The 15,458-nt window shown below is 67.6% G+C and carries 14 protein-coding genes; 5 read left to right on the top strand and 9 right to left on the bottom strand.

Annotated features, from left to right (window positions below):
- Positions 1–49 precede the first annotated feature (49 nt).
- Together ACIRGA_RS16845 and ACIRGA_RS16850 are read right to left on the bottom strand one after the other, a co-directional pair.
- Positions 50–1,396, bottom strand: a complete 1,347-nt coding sequence (locus ACIRGA_RS16845; RefSeq protein ID WP_400941971.1) for an NAD(P)/FAD-dependent oxidoreductase — start codon at positions 1,394–1,396, stop codon at positions 50–52.
- Positions 1,397–1,399: 3 nt separating this feature from the next.
- Positions 1,400–2,095, bottom strand: coding sequence for a transporter (locus ACIRGA_RS16850; RefSeq protein ID WP_400941974.1), 696 nt, complete (start codon positions 2,093–2,095; stop codon positions 1,400–1,402).
- A 214-nt stretch (positions 2,096–2,309) separates the two neighbouring features.
- On the opposite strand from ACIRGA_RS16850, the gene ACIRGA_RS16855 reads away from it, so the two are divergent.
- Positions 2,310–2,927 (top strand): TetR/AcrR family transcriptional regulator, encoded by a 618-nt coding sequence (locus ACIRGA_RS16855; protein WP_400941976.1) that lies wholly within the window; start codon positions 2,310–2,312, stop codon positions 2,925–2,927.
- On the opposite strand, the gene ACIRGA_RS16860 is transcribed toward ACIRGA_RS16855, so the two are convergent.
- The 6 genes from ACIRGA_RS16860 to ACIRGA_RS16885 are packed head-to-tail and all read right to left on the bottom strand — an operon-like array spanning position 2,916 to position 10,553.
- The gene (locus ACIRGA_RS16860; RefSeq protein WP_400941979.1) at positions 2,916–4,370 is read right to left on the bottom strand and encodes an aldehyde dehydrogenase family protein; all 1,455 of its coding nucleotides are present in this window, start codon (positions 4,368–4,370) and stop codon (positions 2,916–2,918) included. The two genes, ACIRGA_RS16855 and ACIRGA_RS16860, sit on opposite strands and share 12 nt — an antisense overlap.
- Positions 4,371–4,390: 20 nt before the next feature.
- Entirely contained in the window at positions 4,391–5,488 is a 1,098-nt protein-coding gene (locus tag ACIRGA_RS16865) for a Zn-dependent alcohol dehydrogenase (RefSeq protein WP_400941981.1), read from the bottom strand.
- Complete coding sequence (locus ACIRGA_RS16870) at positions 5,485–7,815, bottom strand: AMP-binding protein (RefSeq protein WP_400941983.1); 2,331 nt, start codon at positions 7,813–7,815, stop codon at positions 5,485–5,487. Before ACIRGA_RS16870 ends, ACIRGA_RS16865 begins: the two co-directional genes overlap by 4 nt.
- Positions 7,812–8,573, bottom strand: coding sequence for a gamma-glutamyl-gamma-aminobutyrate hydrolase family protein (locus ACIRGA_RS16875; RefSeq protein ID WP_400941986.1), 762 nt, complete (start codon positions 8,571–8,573; stop codon positions 7,812–7,814). Before ACIRGA_RS16875 ends, ACIRGA_RS16870 begins: the two co-directional genes overlap by 4 nt.
- Complete coding sequence (locus ACIRGA_RS16880; RefSeq protein WP_400941988.1) at positions 8,570–9,901, bottom strand: glutamine synthetase family protein; 1,332 nt, start codon at positions 9,899–9,901, stop codon at positions 8,570–8,572. Before ACIRGA_RS16880 ends, ACIRGA_RS16875 begins: the two co-directional genes overlap by 4 nt.
- Entirely contained in the window at positions 9,894–10,553 is a 660-nt protein-coding gene (locus ACIRGA_RS16885) for a hypothetical protein (protein WP_400941990.1), read from the bottom strand. The genes ACIRGA_RS16880 and ACIRGA_RS16885 overlap by 8 nt, the downstream gene beginning before the upstream one ends.
- Before the next feature lie 192 nt (positions 10,554–10,745).
- On the opposite strand from ACIRGA_RS16885, the gene ACIRGA_RS16890 reads away from it, so the two are divergent.
- From ACIRGA_RS16890 to ACIRGA_RS16905, 4 genes are read left to right on the top strand one after another with little or no spacing between them, the layout of a single operon-like run.
- A complete protein-coding gene (locus ACIRGA_RS16890; protein WP_400941993.1) occupies positions 10,746–11,141 on the top strand; it encodes a hotdog domain-containing protein in 396 nt (131 codons plus the stop codon).
- On the top strand, positions 11,138–12,652 hold the full coding sequence (locus ACIRGA_RS16895) for a flavin-containing monooxygenase (RefSeq protein WP_400941996.1): 1,515 nt from the start codon (positions 11,138–11,140) through the stop codon (positions 12,650–12,652). The genes ACIRGA_RS16890 and ACIRGA_RS16895 overlap by 4 nt, the downstream gene beginning before the upstream one ends.
- Entirely contained in the window at positions 12,649–13,680 is a 1,032-nt protein-coding gene (locus tag ACIRGA_RS16900) for an alpha/beta hydrolase (protein WP_400941998.1), read from the top strand. The genes ACIRGA_RS16895 and ACIRGA_RS16900 overlap by 4 nt, the downstream gene beginning before the upstream one ends.
- On the top strand, positions 13,677–15,023 hold the full coding sequence (locus ACIRGA_RS16905) for a flavin monoamine oxidase family protein (RefSeq protein ID WP_400942001.1): 1,347 nt from the start codon (positions 13,677–13,679) through the stop codon (positions 15,021–15,023). Before ACIRGA_RS16900 ends, ACIRGA_RS16905 begins: the two co-directional genes overlap by 4 nt.
- Here the strand turns inward: ACIRGA_RS16905 and ACIRGA_RS16910 are convergent.
- Entirely contained in the window at positions 14,949–15,302 is a 354-nt protein-coding gene (locus tag ACIRGA_RS16910; protein WP_400942011.1) for a hypothetical protein, read from the bottom strand. The genes ACIRGA_RS16905 and ACIRGA_RS16910 overlap by 75 nt on opposite strands.
- Positions 15,303–15,458: the final 156 nt, after the last annotated feature.

Below are 15,458 nucleotides of genomic sequence, written 5' to 3' on the forward strand. Positions count from 1 at the left end.
ACCTCCGTTGATCGTCCACGTGGCGCCGCGTGATCCGAGCGAGCGTCGTTCAGGTCACGGGCGCCGATCCTCGCCGGGCGTTACGCCGGCTTCCGTTGACGAAATCGTTGAAGCGGTCGACAGTCCAGATAGTACGAAGCCCCAATGGGCTCATCATGATCGGGCGCAGGAACTTGGGCTTCTTCTGCCACAGTTCCGCCAGGTCTTCGTGTCGCTCGCCGCCGACGATCAGGTCGGCGATGAGGGAGCCGACGTAGGGTGCTTGGGCCAGACCGTGGCCGTTGCAGGCGATCGAGTAATAAACGCCGTCGTCGATCTGGCCCGCGAGGGGCAGCCAGGACGACGTGATCGCGATCCATCCTCCCCACGCGCGATCGATCGCGACGTCGGAGAGAGCCGGGAACCGGGTCGCGAAGGCTTCGGCGAGTTCTTCGACGAGGGCCGGGTCCGGTTCCTTCGGCGGGAGTGGATATGTCCTGCCGCGTTCGAGCCGCCGGACGCCGAAGACGATGGTGTTCCGCGGTGTCAGGTGATAGTTCTCCATGATGTTGTGCTGGGTGACGAGTCCGGATCGGCTGGTCCACCCGAGCGCCGCCAAACGGGCGGGGTCGATGGGCTCGGTCTCCACTTCGGCGACCCAGATGGGCACGGACAGCCGTGGCGGCGTGATGTCCCACTCCCCCGCGTACGCGTTCGTCGCCAGCACCACCTTGTTCGCCCGCACTTCACCCCGAGGGGTGGTGATGACCACCTGGCCGCGGTCGCGGGCGACGTCGGTGACCTTCGTCTGCTCGAAGACTCGTGCGGAGGTGCGGAGCAGGACACGTCGCAGCCCCAAGGTGAATCGGCCGGGATTCATGATCCCGCCGACCTTTTCGCGCATGCCGCCGAGAAATCCGCGAGGGATTCCGAGCTCGTCGCTCGTGCCCAGTTCCACGTCGGCGCCGACGCGCCGAAGGATCTTGGTCACCCGGCGCACGCGGCCCAGCTGTCCACGGGACACCGCCGCGAAGACGTTGCCCGTCCGTTCGTAGTCGCAGTCGATGCCGTGCTTCTCGATCAGGCCCTCGACGTGGTGCGCGGCGCGCTCGGCAAGGCGGATCATTCCGGGCATCTTCTTGCGGTACAACAGATTGAGGAGCTGAAGATCTCCGCCCGGGGCACCCGCCAGCTGCCCGGCGTTGCGGGAACTGGCGCCGTGCCCGCAGAATTCGGCCTCCAGCAGCACCACGTCCTGCCCGCGTTCGGCCAGCCGCAGCGCCGTCGACATGCCGCCGATGCCGCCGCCGACGACCGCGACCTCGCAGGCGAGGTCCTCGGCCAGGGAAGGCAGGACGTCCTCGGGCGGATCCACCCAACCGCTGAAGGTGGTGTACTCGACGTTGTCGGTCTTCATCGCTCAGGCCCTCGCCACGCTCTGCTCGCGCGACGACGGCTCGACACCCGCCGCCACGTTGTGGTCGTGCAGGGCTCGATAGGCGAAGAAGCACACGAACATCTGGAATCCCCAGGTCGCCAGCGCCGCGGTGTAGAAAATCGTCCGGTGCGCGTCGTCGCCCGGGATCGGGAAGAAGTCGTACGTGATCGCGATGACGGATCCCGCGAGGGTGACCAGCGCCGTGGCGAGGGCCAGCTTTTTGGCACCGATCCGCCAAAGCCGCCAGACGAAGTAGGCGAGGAAGATCGTCGTGAGAACGTTGACCACGACGTAGAACGTCGCCGGACCGAGGTGCAGCTTGTCGGCGCGGAATTGCTGTAGGAACAGGCCGGCGGCGGCGGCGAGCGCGAACACGCCGACATCGACCGCGACAGAGGGCTTGTACCGGTGCGTCACGCGCATCAGGCCCAGGACGAGGATGAGGGTGATGCCGACGGATCGCGAGAAGGCGTCGAAGAAGTACGCGATGGTGTAGAGGAAGCTGTCCTCGTCTCCGCCCAGAAGTGCCCACAGGAGGAAGTTCGAGCCCGATGTGGCGACGATCATCCATTCCAAGCCGAGCAGGTAGTTGTTGTAGCGCCTGATGAATTTCCATCCGAAGCAGAAGCCGGCGAAGATCATCCAGAGATCGGCCAGCATGAAGAGCATTTCCTTCATGTCCTTTATTCCTTCGAGTCGTGCCTTCGCCTCTGAGCTGAAGGCGGTGTTCGGGCCGTCGGCCGAAGCCCTGGGGACGCTCCACGGATTTGTGATCCGGGCCATAGCGTACGCCAGACTTAGCCATCCGATCAAGTCGCTTGACTAAGAAGTTTCACTGCTAGGCTGGCGTTGACTTAATCAAGCGTCCAACTACGTGCACCGGGAGGATTGCGTGCCACGGATCTCCGCCGCCCAACGGCGCGGCGACTTCATCAAGGCCGCGGTGGAGGTCATCGCGGTCTACGGCATCGAGGGCGCGACGACCCGGCGGATCGCCGAGCAGGCTCAAGCGAACCTGGCGATGCTGCACTACTGCTACGACTCCAAAGAGGATCTCTTCGCCGACGTCTACGAGTTCGTGGCGGGCAGGTACCGCGACGCGCTCGAGAACAACGCCTCCCCCGGCGACGTGGCGGAGACGGCTCGACGGCTCCTGCGCGGGGTCATGGAGTGCTATCTCGAGTCGGCCAGTTTCGCCATGGCGGCGATGGAACTCATCAGCTGGGCACGGCGCCAGCACGGAGACCGCGGTATCGCGGTGTACGACAAGGCCCTCGAGACCGTGCGCACCGCGCTGCGCGACGCCGGTTCGGACCATCCGATCGAACCGGAGATCGTCGAGGAGATCGCCTTCGTCATCGCCGCCTTGGCCGACGGTTTCGCCGCGAACTGGTTGACCTACGGGGATCGGTCCGCCGCGCTGGGCCAGATGGAGCTCGCCACGTCGGTCCTCGACAGCTGGCTCGCGGCCCGGCTCGGATCCACACCCGTGGCGCCCTCACAACGGTAAGCCGGGCGAATCGACGCCGACGACTCTGTCGCCGCAAAAGACGCGCACCGACTCCGCCGGCCCGTGGCCGCCGATGCCCGCCGGACCCCAGAAGCTCTGAGCCGAGTCGTCACCGAGGTCGGCGATCTTGGCGCCGTTGACCCGTACCTCGCCGGACAGGATGCGGGCGCCGACGCCGATCGCGCGGTCGGTGTCGGCGCCGAACACGTAGGCGTCGAGACCTGAGGGGTTGGCGTTGGCGATCCGCAACGCCTGCTCGTCGGAGTCCACGGCGTGCAGCGAAACGACGGGGCCGAACAGTTCGGCGGTAGCGCGAGCGGGGTCGGCTCCGACGGCGATGGTCGGCGACAGGAAGTAGCCGTCGAGTTCGGGCAACTGCGCCGGCTGGTGGAGGGTCGCTCCGAGGTCGCGCAGCCCTTCGATCCTGTTCTTGAGGGTCTCGAAGTGCGGGGCGTTGGAGATCGGTCCGATGTGGACGTCCTCGTCGAGTGAGTGGCCGACGACGAGCTTGGTGATCCGCTCGGTCAACGCCTCGAGAAGTGGGGCGACCAGGCTGTGGTGCGCGAGGATCTTGCCCGGTCCCTCACACCATTGACCGTTGAGCTTGGTCATGCCGTCGAGGATGCCGTCCGCGGTGACGTCGAGGTCGGCATCGTCGAGCACGAGGACCGGATTGTTCCCGCCGAGCTCCAGCTGCAAGACCTTGAAGTCCTCTGCTCCCGCGCGGGCGATGGCGCGTCCGGCGGCGGGGCCGCCGGTGAACGAGACGATCTTGACGCGCGGGTCGGTGGTCAGCCTGGCGCCGACGTCGCCGGCACCGTGCACCAGTTGCAGCGCGCCGCTGGGCAGGCCCGCTTCGAGGAAGGACTCGACGATGATCTGCGCGCTACCGGGCGCGTGCTCCGAGGGTTTGAGGATGACGGGGCAGCCCGCGGCTATCGCGCTGGAAATCTTGGCCGCGGGGATGAAACTCGGCCCGTTCCACGGCGTGAGGATCGCGGCAGGCCCCCAAGGCACCTTGTAGAGGCGGACGTCCCGGCCGCCGGCCGCCAGCGCGGTGACCCGCGGGATGGTCACCAGATCCGCCGCCGACGCGCGGATCCTCGCGGGCAGGAAGGCCGCGACCTTGCGCGTGACGCTGATCGGTGTGCCGCTGGTCAGCGAGTCCGTGCGGGCAATGTCTTCGGCACGGCTCTCGACGATGTCGGCGACGCGCTCCAGCATCTCGGCGCGCTCGCGTCGGGCGTCCTCGTCCCAGCGTCCGACGTCGTACACGCGCTCCGCGTGCCGCAGCGCGCGTTCGACGTCGTCGGGTGCCGTCGTGACGGAGCGGTGGACGGGTTCGCGTGTGTTGGGGTCGACGTTCCACGCGTCGGGGATCGTCTCGGCTTCGCTCCAGGCGTCGGCGATGTAGTTCACCGGCTGGGGAATCTCGTTGTTCATCTTCACGTTTCCTTCGCCGGTCAGGATTGGATGTCGACGACGATGCGGGTCACGTCGCCGGATTTCATCGCCTCGAAGCCCTCGTTGATCTCGCCGAAAGGGATGACGCGCGTGACCATTTCGTCGAGCAGCAGGCGTCCCTGTTGGTAGAGGCGCGCGAGCTGGAGGATGTCCTGCCGTGCCTGTCCCGAGCCCATGTAGGAGCCGATGAGCCGCTTCTCCTCGAAGAAGAAGTCCGATGCGGGGACGCTGAGCTCAGTGCCTCCGGGTGCGATCCCGACCAGGCATGCGGTCCCCGTCGGGCGCACGAGGGCCAGGGCCGTCGCCGCGGTGCGGGCCGAGCCGACCGCCTCGAAGGCGTAGTCCACTCCGTCACCCAGCTGACGGTGGAGTTCCGCGACCGGATCGCCGTCCCCACCGTTGATGACGTGGGTGGCGCCGTAGCCGCGGGCGGCCTTGAGCCGTTCGTCGTCCAGGTCGATCGCGACGATCGCCGAGGCGCCGGCGAGCCGGGCGCCCTGGATGATGGCCGATCCGACGCCGCCGCAGCCGATGACCGCGACCGTGCTGCCCGGTCGCACGCGGGCGCCGCGGAAGACGGCGCCGACGCCGGTGATGACGCAGCAGGCCAGGAGGCAGCCGACGTGGAGAGGAACGTCGTCGGGGAGCTTCACCAGCGAGTTCTCGCGCATGAGGACGTGCCGGGAGAACGCCCCGATGTCGCCGAGCCGCTCGATCGGCTCGCCGTCCGTGGTCTGGAACGCGGGCCGAGGACGTCGGCGGATCTCCTCCACCCGCCCGCACTGGGTCGACCGTCCCGCCTCACAGTTGGCGCAGCGGCCGCAGGAAGGAGTCAGCGCGCCGACCACGCGGTCCCCGGGGCGCAGCCCGGACACCTGCGAGCCGACCGCCTCGACCACGCCCGCCACCTCGTGGCCGACCACGACCGGCAGGCCGGTCGGCACCGTTCCGGTCATGTAGTGCAGGTCGCTGTGGCACAGCCCCACGTTCGTGACCGCGACCCGCACCTCGTGCGGCTCCGGGTCGTCCACCCGGATGACGGTCAGCTCGAGCGGCTCGTTGACGGCGGTCAGCACCGCGGCCTGGGTGTCGATCATGTCGAGGTCTCCTCTTTGGATGCTTTGTCAGTGGACAAAAAGCGCTGGATGCCCGCGGTCAGAACCCCGCTCTCCCACGCCTGGGCCGCGGCGAGGTCTTCACGGGCGAAGGCTGCTTCGACGTCCTCTGCCCGCGGACGCAGGAGCGCGAGGTGCAGGGCCGTCGTGTTCCCCTCGGGCGTCCACTCGGTGACGGTGTCGACTGCGCGGCCGATCAGGGCGCCGGGCTCGACGATCTCGTCGAGAAGGCCGATCCGTAAGGCTTCGTCGGCGGGAACGCGAGGGGATCCGAGGACCACGCGCATCGCGTGGTTCCCGATGAGGCGCCTCAACAGCACGCTGGACGCGTTCGAAATCGTGATTCCCCGGCCGTTTTCCGGTTGGAAGTATTCCGTCGCCGGGGTTCCGATGCGGGCGTCGCAGCACAGGGTGAGCTCCGATGCTCCCCCGACCGCGATTCCGTTGACGGCCGCGATCACGGGCACCCGCGTCTCCAGAATGGCCCTGGTGAGGTCATGGAAACTCGCGAACGCTTCCCGCATCTCGGCGTCCGTGGACGGCGCGTTCTGGAGGTCTTCCCCCGCGGAGAAGGCGCGTCCCTCGCCGGTGAGCACGATCCCGCGCACCCTCTCGCTGGTACCGAATTCGCGAATGACGGCCGCCAGCCGACGCCGGGTGGCGACGTCCAGGGCGTTGAGCTTCTCGGGGCGCCGGAGGGTCAGCACCACTACGTCCCGGACGACTTCGACGCCGAGGAATCCCCGTCGCGCGCCGAGGTCGTAGGTCACGCCGGGATCGTCCGCGGCCCGGGCCTTGAGAGCCGGTTTGGCGATGCGTTCGGACGGAGTGCGAGGGAAGCCGGTGACGAACTCGACGTAGCGCGGCACCTTGAAACGCGCGAGTTCCTTGCCCGCCCGCTCGACGATCCGTTCGGCCGTCGCACGACCGGAAGGCACGCCGGCCGCCAGCTGGACAAAAGCCTTGACCTCCTCGCCGAGGGTCTCGTCGGGTTCGGCGACGACGGCGGCCGAAACCACCAGATCGTCCCGCTCCAAGGCGGCTTCGACTTCGACGCTCGCGACGTTTTCGCCGCCGCGCCGCACCATGTCCTTGATCCGGCCGACCAGCCGGATCCCGCCGTCCGGGCGGCGGACGACGACATCGCCGGTGTGGAGCCAGCCGTCCCGCAGCACCCGGGCGGTGTCCTCCGGACGGTTCCAGTAGCCGTTCATCATCGGCGTGCCCGCGATGATCAGCTCACCGGCCTCGCCGTCGGGCACCTCGGCGCCGTCGGGATCGACGACGCGGACCCGTTTCGTCGGTACCGGCTGACCGAGGCTCCCGCTTCCCACTGCGTCCGCGTCGGCGAAGGGGCTGAACAGGTCGATCCCGGACTCGGTCATCCCGTAGATCTCGCGCCACGGGGCGCCCCAACGCTCTTCCAGCCGGGCGTGAAGACCGACCGGGATGCCGGAGCAGAACACGAGGCGGAGATCGTTCTCGCGGTCCTCGGGAGCGGGCGGTTGTTTGAACAGCAGCGTCGGCATGGACCCGAGGACGTAGAAGAAGGTCGCGCGGTGCCGCCGGACGTCCGCCATGAAGGTCGACGCGGAGAAGCGAGGCAGTACGACCAGCGGAGCGCCGACCGTGAGCGCCAGCGCGGTGTTCCATTGTGGATCCATGTACGAAAACGGTTGCGCCGTAAGAAGAACGTCTTCAGGACCGAGCCCGGTCGCCGACGCGCAGAGCCAGCCCAGCCGGACCCAGTAGTCGTGGGTGAGCATGCACGCCTTGGGAAAACCGGTCGTGCCCGACGTGTACTGCAGATTCGCCAGGGCATCGCCGTCGATCGGCACCGCCGGAGGTGCCGCCGGGAACGGCTCCGCCCCGTCGTCGGCGATATCGACGACGCGAATGTCCTCACCGGCGACGACCCCCGCGATCAGGTCCGAGCGGTCGGCGTCGGTGAACACGACGCGCGCCCCGGAGTCCCGCAGGACGAAGTCGAGGTCGGCGCGCCGGTAGGAGCTGTTGATCGGTACGGCGACCGCGCCCGCCTTCAGCACGGCGAGCCACACCACGGGCCAGTGCACGACGTTCGGGAGCATGATCGCGACACGGTCGCCCTGCCCGACGCCGTCGACCTCGATCAGCCGGTGGGCGAGTCTGGAGGTCCATTCGTCGATCTCGGCGAAGCTCCACGAATCCTCGCCGAAGCGCAGGAACTCCCGATCCGGCGAGTCCTTCGCGCGCCGCGACAACAGTTCCGTCAGCGTCGGGACGGCGGGGTCGTCGCCCGCCTGTCCGGGCTTCACGACCGGGGTCATGGCAAGCTCCTTCGCGTCTTCGCCGCGGCCTGGACGATCCACGTCATCGCCGGGTCCTCGCTCTTCATCCATTCCGGGTGCCACTGGACGCCGAGCACCGGTGCGCCCGGGAGCTCGACCGCTTCGACCACGCCGTCGCTCGCCCGTCCGGTCACGACCAGACCGGTGCCGCAGCGGTCGACGGCCTGGTGGTGCCACGAGTTGGTCATCGCGTGCTCGCCGAACAGGCCGGCGGCGATCGAGCCTTGTTCGAAGGACACAAGGTGATCAGCGGCGCCGTCGGTGGGCGCCGCCTCCGCCGACAGATGGCTCACCGGCCCGGCAGGCAGGTCGGCGACGAGGGTGCCGCCGAGCGCGACGTTGAGCACCTGCATGCCGCGGCACACGCCCAGCAAGGGAATCCCCCGCTCCAGAGCGGCCTGGGCGAGCGCGATCTCGTACTCGTCCCGGGCCGCGTCGTGGGCCATCGGGTCCAGTCTCGGATCGACGTCGCGGACCACACCCGGGTCGCCGCCCCAAAACGCCGGATGGACGTCTTGCCCACCGGTGATCACGACCCCGGAAAGCCGCTGACAGATCGCCGTCACGTCGGTGTCGTAGGACAGGTGCACCGGAAGCCCACCGGCTTCCGCGATCCGGCTCGCGAAGTCCGACATGTAGCTGTCGAGACAACGGTCGCCGTACCGCTCGTCGGCTCCCTTGATCAACTCCAGCCGGAAGCGTCTGCCGGTGATGCCGATCAGCGGACGCGCGCTCACGGGAACTCGAAATAACGGGTGGACTCCCACTGGGAGAGTTCGGTGTACGGATCGCCGCCTTTGGTGTGGAACTCCATCCACTCCCATCGCCGCGACGCGACCCAGAAGTCCACGAACTCGTCACCGAGGTACTCGCGCAGGAGCGGATCGGCGTCCAGGGCCGCGCCTGCCTTCGACATCGTGTCCGGGATCCGGGTCACTCCGTGGCCTTCGGGCAGGCACCACGCCATGTCCGTGACCTGCTCCGGCGGCTCGATCTCCCGCTCAATGCCTGCCAGCACTCCGGCCAGCACCCCGGCAAGCGCCAGGTAGGGATTGACGTCGGCGCCGGGAAGCCGGTACTCGAGGCGCGAGTACTTGGGATGGCCGGTGATCGCGCGCACCGCGGCCGTCTTGTTGTTGACGCCCCAGCTCACGGTGGTGGGCGGTCCGGTGAAGTCGACCAGCCGCCGGTACGAGGTGATCTGCGGCAACGCGAGCGAGGTGTTGCCCGCCATCGTGGCCAGCAGGCCGCCGACCGCGTGCCGCATCAACGGGGACGGGCCGTCGTCGGCGAAGAACCGGTTCACTCCGTCGCTCTGGAGCGAAAGGTTGATGTGGGCGCCTTGTCCGTAGCCCGCCGTCGGCTTGGCCATGAAGGTCACGGTGTGGCCCTGTTCGAACGCGACCTCCCGCATGACTTGCCGGGTCCGCGCCCAGGAGTCGGCCAGCGTGATCGGATCCGCCGGCGCCAGATTCAGCTCCGTCTGCCCGGCGGCGGCCTCGTCGGTCCATGCCTCCCAAGCGATACCGACGCGATCGAGGCGGCCGACGACCGCTTCCATGTAGTCGACCCAATCCTTCGACCTCGCCAAGTGATACGTGGCTCCCGTGTCGCCGCCCAACGGAGTCAGATCCCGGTATCCGCGTTTTCGCGCCTCCTGAACGGATTCCTCGAACAAGGTCGCTTCGATCTCCACGGCGACGGTCGCGGTGTATCCGAGAACCGCCAGCCGGGCCACCAGTTTCCGCACGAGATTCCGCGGGCAGATCGGCACCGGTGTGCCGTCCTTCAGCCAATAGTCGCCGATGACCGCATCCAGCCCCGGCTTCCACTCGACGAGGGTCGACAGGTCGGGGATCATCTGGATGTCGTAGAGATTGCCGCGCCAGTCCGGGAAAGCGTCACCGAGGACGATCTCGTTGCCCAGGTCGATCGCGAACAGGATGTCGGCGAAGGCGAAGCCGGATTCCTTGCCCGAGGCGAACTTCGTCATCGACACGTTCTTGCCCAGAAAGCTTCCGTCGTGATTCGTCGCCTCGAGGCGCACGGCGCGTGTATCAGACATCGAAACGAACCCTCCAGGACGCGGCCGTCATGACCGACATCTGTGCCAACGTGCCCTTGAGCCGCAGTCCGGCCGCCAACGAGGCGACGAAGTCGTCCGCCCCGCTGAAGACACCGGCGAGAACGTCGGACGGCCCCGCCATCAGGTACTCGGTCGCCCCATCGCCGAAGCGATGCCGTTCCGGACCGCCGGGGCCGTCGGCGTCGACGATCAGAACGTCGGGAATTCCCGGGATTCCCCTTGTCACCGCCCAGAAATGCCGGGCGGCCTCGCACCAATGCGGCAGCGGCGGCGTCAACGCACGCAAGATTCCGGCGGCCAGGACGACGTCACCGACGGGCTCTTGCGCGGAATCGAAGCGCGCCCGCAGATCGACGACGACCGTCGCGTCCGGCTCGGCCACGACTCCACCGGTCACCGTGATCGTCTTGCGGCCGAAGGAAATCGTCGCGGCCTGTGGTGTGTCGTGGGAGCGGACCGCCACGGTACCGGCGGATCGGCCCAGGACCTCCGGCGCGTGACCGATCCGCGCTGAGTCACGCAAGGTGCGTCCGATCAGCCGGACGACCGGACTCGCGTCGTCTTCGATCGTGATGGGGAAGGTCGAGCCCTCCCTCACGGGCGCCTCGGGGAACGTCATGATCTCGGCCATCGCGGGCCCTTTCGATCTTTGGCGAGTTAGTCAAATGACTCGATCAATTGACGAAGATGATGAGCGCCTGGTCGCGCGTTGTCAACAGCCCCTTTCGGGCGAGCACCTGAACCGCCCCTTGACGAGAGATGAAAGTTGTCACACACTCGGCCAACTGACTTAATCGGATGACCTACTCGGTCAGGAGCTCTCATGAAAGTCATCCATCGGCGCTACGTCGCCTACTCCGAGGCCCACTACGCCGGCAATCTCGTCGACGGGGCGTTCGGCCTGGCGCTGTTCGGCGACGCCGGAACCCATCTCGCGATCGTCACGGACGGCCACGAGAGCCTCTTCGCGGGTTACTCGTCCGTGGACTTCCTGTCGCCGGTGCATGGCGGCGACGTCATCGAGGTCGAAGCACGGCTCGCGGCCAAGGGAAACCGGAGCCGGACGATCGACTTCGAGCTGCGCGTCATCGCCCGAGCCATCGACCACACGGGCCGAGCGGAAGTCCTCGCCGAGCCCATCATCGCCACCCGGGCTCGCGGGACCGGCGTCGTCCCCACCCTCCCCCAGGACCAAAACCCCGAAGGAAGTGCAGCATGAAGGACACAGACGCGACGGAGTCCGCCGACATCGTCGTCATCGGCGCCGGTATCTCCGGTATCGGTGCGGCCCGGCATCTGATGGCCGACTTCCCCGACAAGAAGATCCTCCTGCTGGAGTCTCGCGACGCGATCGGCGGCACCTGGGACCTGTTCCGCTATCCGGGCGTCCGGTCCGATTCCGATCTGCACACCTACGCCTACGAGTTCAAGCCGTGGCGGCATCGGAGCGCGATCGCCGAAGCGCCGTTGATCCGCGAATACCTCGACGAAACGGTCACCGAGTTCGGCCTGGACAAGATCCTTCGATTCGGGCACCGGGTGACCTCCGCCGACTGGTCGAGCGCCGAGGCGCGGTGGACACTTCAGGTGACCGTGACCGGCGCCGAACACACGAAGACCATCAAGGCCGGCTTTGTCTTCAGCGCGACCGGCTACTACCGATACGACAAGGGATACACGCCCCACTTCGAAGGTCAGGACGACTTCCAGGGCGACATCCTCCATCCCCAGCAGTGGCCGGAGGATTACGACCACAGCGGCAAACGGGTGGTGATCATCGGCAGTGGCGCGACGGCGGTGACGATGCTCCCGGCCATGCTGATGGGTGACGGCGGCGCGGCCCACGTGACGATGCTCCAGCGCACGCCCAGCTACATCGCCTCCCAGCCGCGGGTCGACGGCATCGCCGTCAAGCTCACCAAACTGCTCGGGGCCAAGCGCGGCTACTCGGCCACGCGCCTGAAGAACATCTGGATCGACTTCCTGCTCGTCAGCACCCTGCGCAAGTTCCCCGACTTCGGGAGGAAGGCGCTTCGCAAGTGGGCGCTCAAAGAACTCCCGGTGCACATCGACGTGGACACTCATTTCAATCCGCCGTACGCCCCTTGGGACGAGCGTCTCTGTGTCACCCCGGACGGGGAGTTCTTCAAAGCACTCCGCGGTGGCAACGCCGACGTGGTCACCGACCGGATCGACCGCTTCACCGAGAACGGCATTCTGTTGCAGTCGGGCCAGGAGCTGGAGGCCGACCTCATCGTCACCGCGACCGGCCTCGTCATGCAGATGCTGGGCGGTATCCAGCCCACAGTGGACGGTCGCCCGGTGAAGATGTCCGACACCCTCCTCTATCGCGGTGCCCTCATCTCCGGGATGCCGAACTGGGCCATGATGCTCGGCTACACGAAGGCGTCGTGGACGCTCCGGCTCGGCAACGTGTGCCGCCTGGTCGGCGACGTGATCCGGCGCATGGACGCGAACGGCTACGACATCGCGGTGCCGGTCGTCCCGGAAGGCCTCGCCACCACGGATCTCCTCGATCTCACCGCGGGCTACATGCAGCGGGCGAAACCCGAACTTCCCCGCCAGGGCACCGAATTGCCGTGGCGGATGCACACGACGTTCGTGAAGGACAACCGGCTCTTCAAGGGGAAACTGGTCGACAAGCACATCCATTTCTCCGCCCGGACCTCCGCGACCGCAGACCTCACGAGCGCGGCGGCCGACTCATGACCACGGTGAGCCAACGTCTTCAGCGTGTCTTCGTCATCGCCTTGAGCCGCATCCCCGCCCCGCTCCTCAAGCTGCTGACGCGCCCTCCGGTCAACAGGGCAGGCGATCGGATGGCGCCCGACGTCGCCCTCCTGATGAAGCTCACGGAAGCCGGTGACGACTACAGCGACCTGTCGGCGACAGCCGCCCGGGAGGTCACCGAGCGCGACGCGGCCTTGTTCGCCGACCGGATCCCCCCTTGCCCGGTCGAGCAGGACGTGGATCTCGGAGATGGGCTCTGGGCAACCCGCTACAGCTCCGGCGAGCCCGCCCGGGGTTTGATCCTTTTCTTCCACGGCGGCGGATTCGCGCTGGGCAGCCGCGCGAGTTACGCCTCCCCGGCGCGGATGCTCGCGCAGGGAACGGGCGCCGACGTCCTGTCCGTCGAGTACCGGCTCGCACCCGAACACCCTTTCCCTGCGGCGCACGACGACGCGCTGACCGCGTGGCACTACGCCGTCGAGCATGCGGCGGACCCACATCGGATCGTCGTCGCGGGTGAAAGCGCCGGAGGCAATATCGCCGCCGTGCTCTGCCAGCGGCTTCGCGGTGAAGCGATCCAGCCGATGACGCAGGTGCTCATCCAGCCGGTCACCGACATCTCGGAGCGCCGCCCCTCCCAGGACGAGTTCGCCGGCTCTCCCGCGTTGTCCGCCAAGCAGATCGAGTGGTTCATGGGGCATTACCTGCCCGAGGGCACCGATCGGCTGGACCCGCGGGTCTGCCCGTTGCGGGCCGGCGACCTGAGCGGCCTTCCTCGCGCCATCGTGGCGGTCGCCGGATTCGATCCGCTCCGCGACGACGGACTCGCTTACGCGACCGCGTTGCTGACCAGCGGTGTACCGGCCGAGGTGATCCACGAGCCCGGACTCGTGCACGGCTACATCGGCTTCACCGCGATCAGCCCGAGCAGCAAAGCGGCCACGAGGCGGCTGGTACGAGCCGTCGCCGCAACGCTTACCTCAACACCGGAACGGAGCAAGAAATGATCGAACTCGAGACGGAAGTCGTCGTGGTCGGCGCCGGAATGGCGGGGTTGATGGCGGCGACCACCCTGTCCGATCAGGACGTCGTCGTACTCGAAGCCACCGGCCGCGCCGGTGGTCGCGTGGAATCGGTCCGCCAGGGTGACTACTGGATCAACCTCGGAACCCAGTTCACCGAGGGCACCGGAGCGCTGATCGAAGCCCTCGAACGCCATCAGGTCGACATGGGGACGCTGGCGGGCAAGAAGGTGGCCCTCGCGCTGCACGGAAAAGAAGTCGACACCTCGAATCCGTTCGGCCTGATGTTCCGCTCCCGCATGACCCTCAACGACCGGGTCGGACTGGCGATCGTCGGCGCCCGCATCCTGGCGGCGGCACCGTTCCTTCAGATGAACCCGGACAATCCCCTCGCGAAACGGGTCCGGGCGAAGCTCGACGCGCTCTCCGCGTCGTACGTACTACGAGGAATCCGCTCCGAGGTCGCACGGGACATGGTCCGATCCTGGTCCGGGCAATGGATGGGCTGCGAACCCGAGGAAACCGCCGCGACCCAGTTCGTCATGTCGATGGGCATCCTCCTGACCGACCCGGCGAAGGTTCCCAACCTTTCCTTGCCGGAAGGGGGAAATCAGACCCTCACCGACATCCTGGCGGCCGACCTCGGCGATCGGCTGCGACTGAACTCGCCGGCGACGTCGGTCGAGTGGACCGAGGACGGCGTCGTCGTGGACTACGAGGACGAGAACGGACCGGCGCGGATTCGCGCTCGCCGAGCGATCGTCGCCGTTCCCAGCGACGTGGCCGTGAAGATCCTGCCCAGCCTCCCGGCCGGATACCGCACGGCGTTCGACGACATCCGCTACGGCCGGTACGTGGTGGTGGGCTTCTTCACCCGCGAGGAGGGACCGCAGCGGTGGGACGACTACATCGCCGTGTCGACGCCACAGCTCTCGTTCCAGGCGATGTTCAACCACGCCGCGGCGATGCGCCGTCCTGGCCCGCGGAAGCCGGGCGGCGCGCTGGCCTGCTTCGCGGGCGGTGCCGTGGCCGACAGCCTGTTCGAGCTGACCGACGAGGAGATCGTCACCCGATTCACCGCGGACCTCCTCTCGCTCTATCCCGAGCTGGAAGGGAAACTCGACGAGGGAATCGTCCGGCGTCACCACCGGGTCGTGCCGTTCTGGGCACCCGGCGGACGCGCCTCACTGCCGACGCTGCGCCGGAGCCTGGGACCGGTCCATCTGGCCGGCGACTACCAGCTCGACATGCCCTCACTCGCCGACGCGGCCTCGTCGGGTGAGCAGGCCGCGAAAGAGGTTCTGGCGAGCCTGTCCCGCCCACGATGAGCTATTCGGGACTCTCCCTGCCGCTGTGAGGCAGTCCCGTCCCACGGCGCCCACGGCCCCCTTCGGATCCGCCACTTGCGGCGACCCGTACCTGTCCAGCAGAAGTCCACCGAGGAAGACGGGGTCGAACCAGACCCACATCCATTGCACAGAGCCGAAAAGCTGCAAGGCGGTGACGCGGGCGCCAACTTTCCGGAAGAGTCCGGCGTCGACGCCATGCTGTAGTTCGGCTTTGGTGAGGCGCTGCATCTCGCCGCGCAGCTTGCGGACTTCCTGCATCGCCGGGTCGTCCGACAGCTGCACGACCTACGATCCCGCCTGGGGTCGTGAGTGGCAATGAGGGTTATTGAGGGGTAAGTCAAACGTGGCATGGTCGGTGCGGGTGGGTGGTGGGGGGGGGGGGGGGGGGGGTGTGGGGAAACCGACAGCACCAAC

This window comes from Amycolatopsis sp. NPDC102389 (genome assembly GCF_044765885.1).
In the GTDB taxonomy this organism is placed as follows: domain Bacteria; phylum Actinomycetota; class Actinomycetes; order Mycobacteriales; family Pseudonocardiaceae; genus Amycolatopsis.

Coding starts and splice junctions, on each gene's coding strand:
- ACIRGA_RS16905 (WP_400942001.1), top strand. CDS start 13,677: ATGATCGAACTCGAGACGGAAGTCGTCGTGGTCGGCGCCGGAATGGCG.
- ACIRGA_RS16870 (WP_400941983.1), bottom strand. CDS start 7,815: ATGACCCCGGTCGTGAAGCCCGGACAGGCGGGCGACGACCCCGCCGTC.
- ACIRGA_RS16895 (WP_400941996.1), top strand. CDS start 11,138: ATGAAGGACACAGACGCGACGGAGTCCGCCGACATCGTCGTCATCGGC.
- ACIRGA_RS16910 (WP_400942011.1), bottom strand. CDS start 15,302: ATGCAGGAAGTCCGCAAGCTGCGCGGCGAGATGCAGCGCCTCACCAAA.
- ACIRGA_RS16880 (WP_400941988.1), bottom strand. CDS start 9,901: ATGTCTGATACACGCGCCGTGCGCCTCGAGGCGACGAATCACGACGGA.
- ACIRGA_RS16865 (WP_400941981.1), bottom strand. CDS start 5,488: ATGATCGACACCCAGGCCGCGGTGCTGACCGCCGTCAACGAGCCGCTC.
- ACIRGA_RS16850 (WP_400941974.1), bottom strand. CDS start 2,095: ATGAAGGAAATGCTCTTCATGCTGGCCGATCTCTGGATGATCTTCGCC.
- ACIRGA_RS16860 (WP_400941979.1), bottom strand. CDS start 4,370: ATGAACAACGAGATTCCCCAGCCGGTGAACTACATCGCCGACGCCTGG.
- ACIRGA_RS16890 (WP_400941993.1), top strand. CDS start 10,746: ATGAAAGTCATCCATCGGCGCTACGTCGCCTACTCCGAGGCCCACTAC.
- ACIRGA_RS16885 (WP_400941990.1), bottom strand. CDS start 10,553: ATGGCCGAGATCATGACGTTCCCCGAGGCGCCCGTGAGGGAGGGCTCG.
- ACIRGA_RS16900 (WP_400941998.1), top strand. CDS start 12,649: ATGACCACGGTGAGCCAACGTCTTCAGCGTGTCTTCGTCATCGCCTTG.
- ACIRGA_RS16845 (WP_400941971.1), bottom strand. CDS start 1,396: ATGAAGACCGACAACGTCGAGTACACCACCTTCAGCGGTTGGGTGGAT.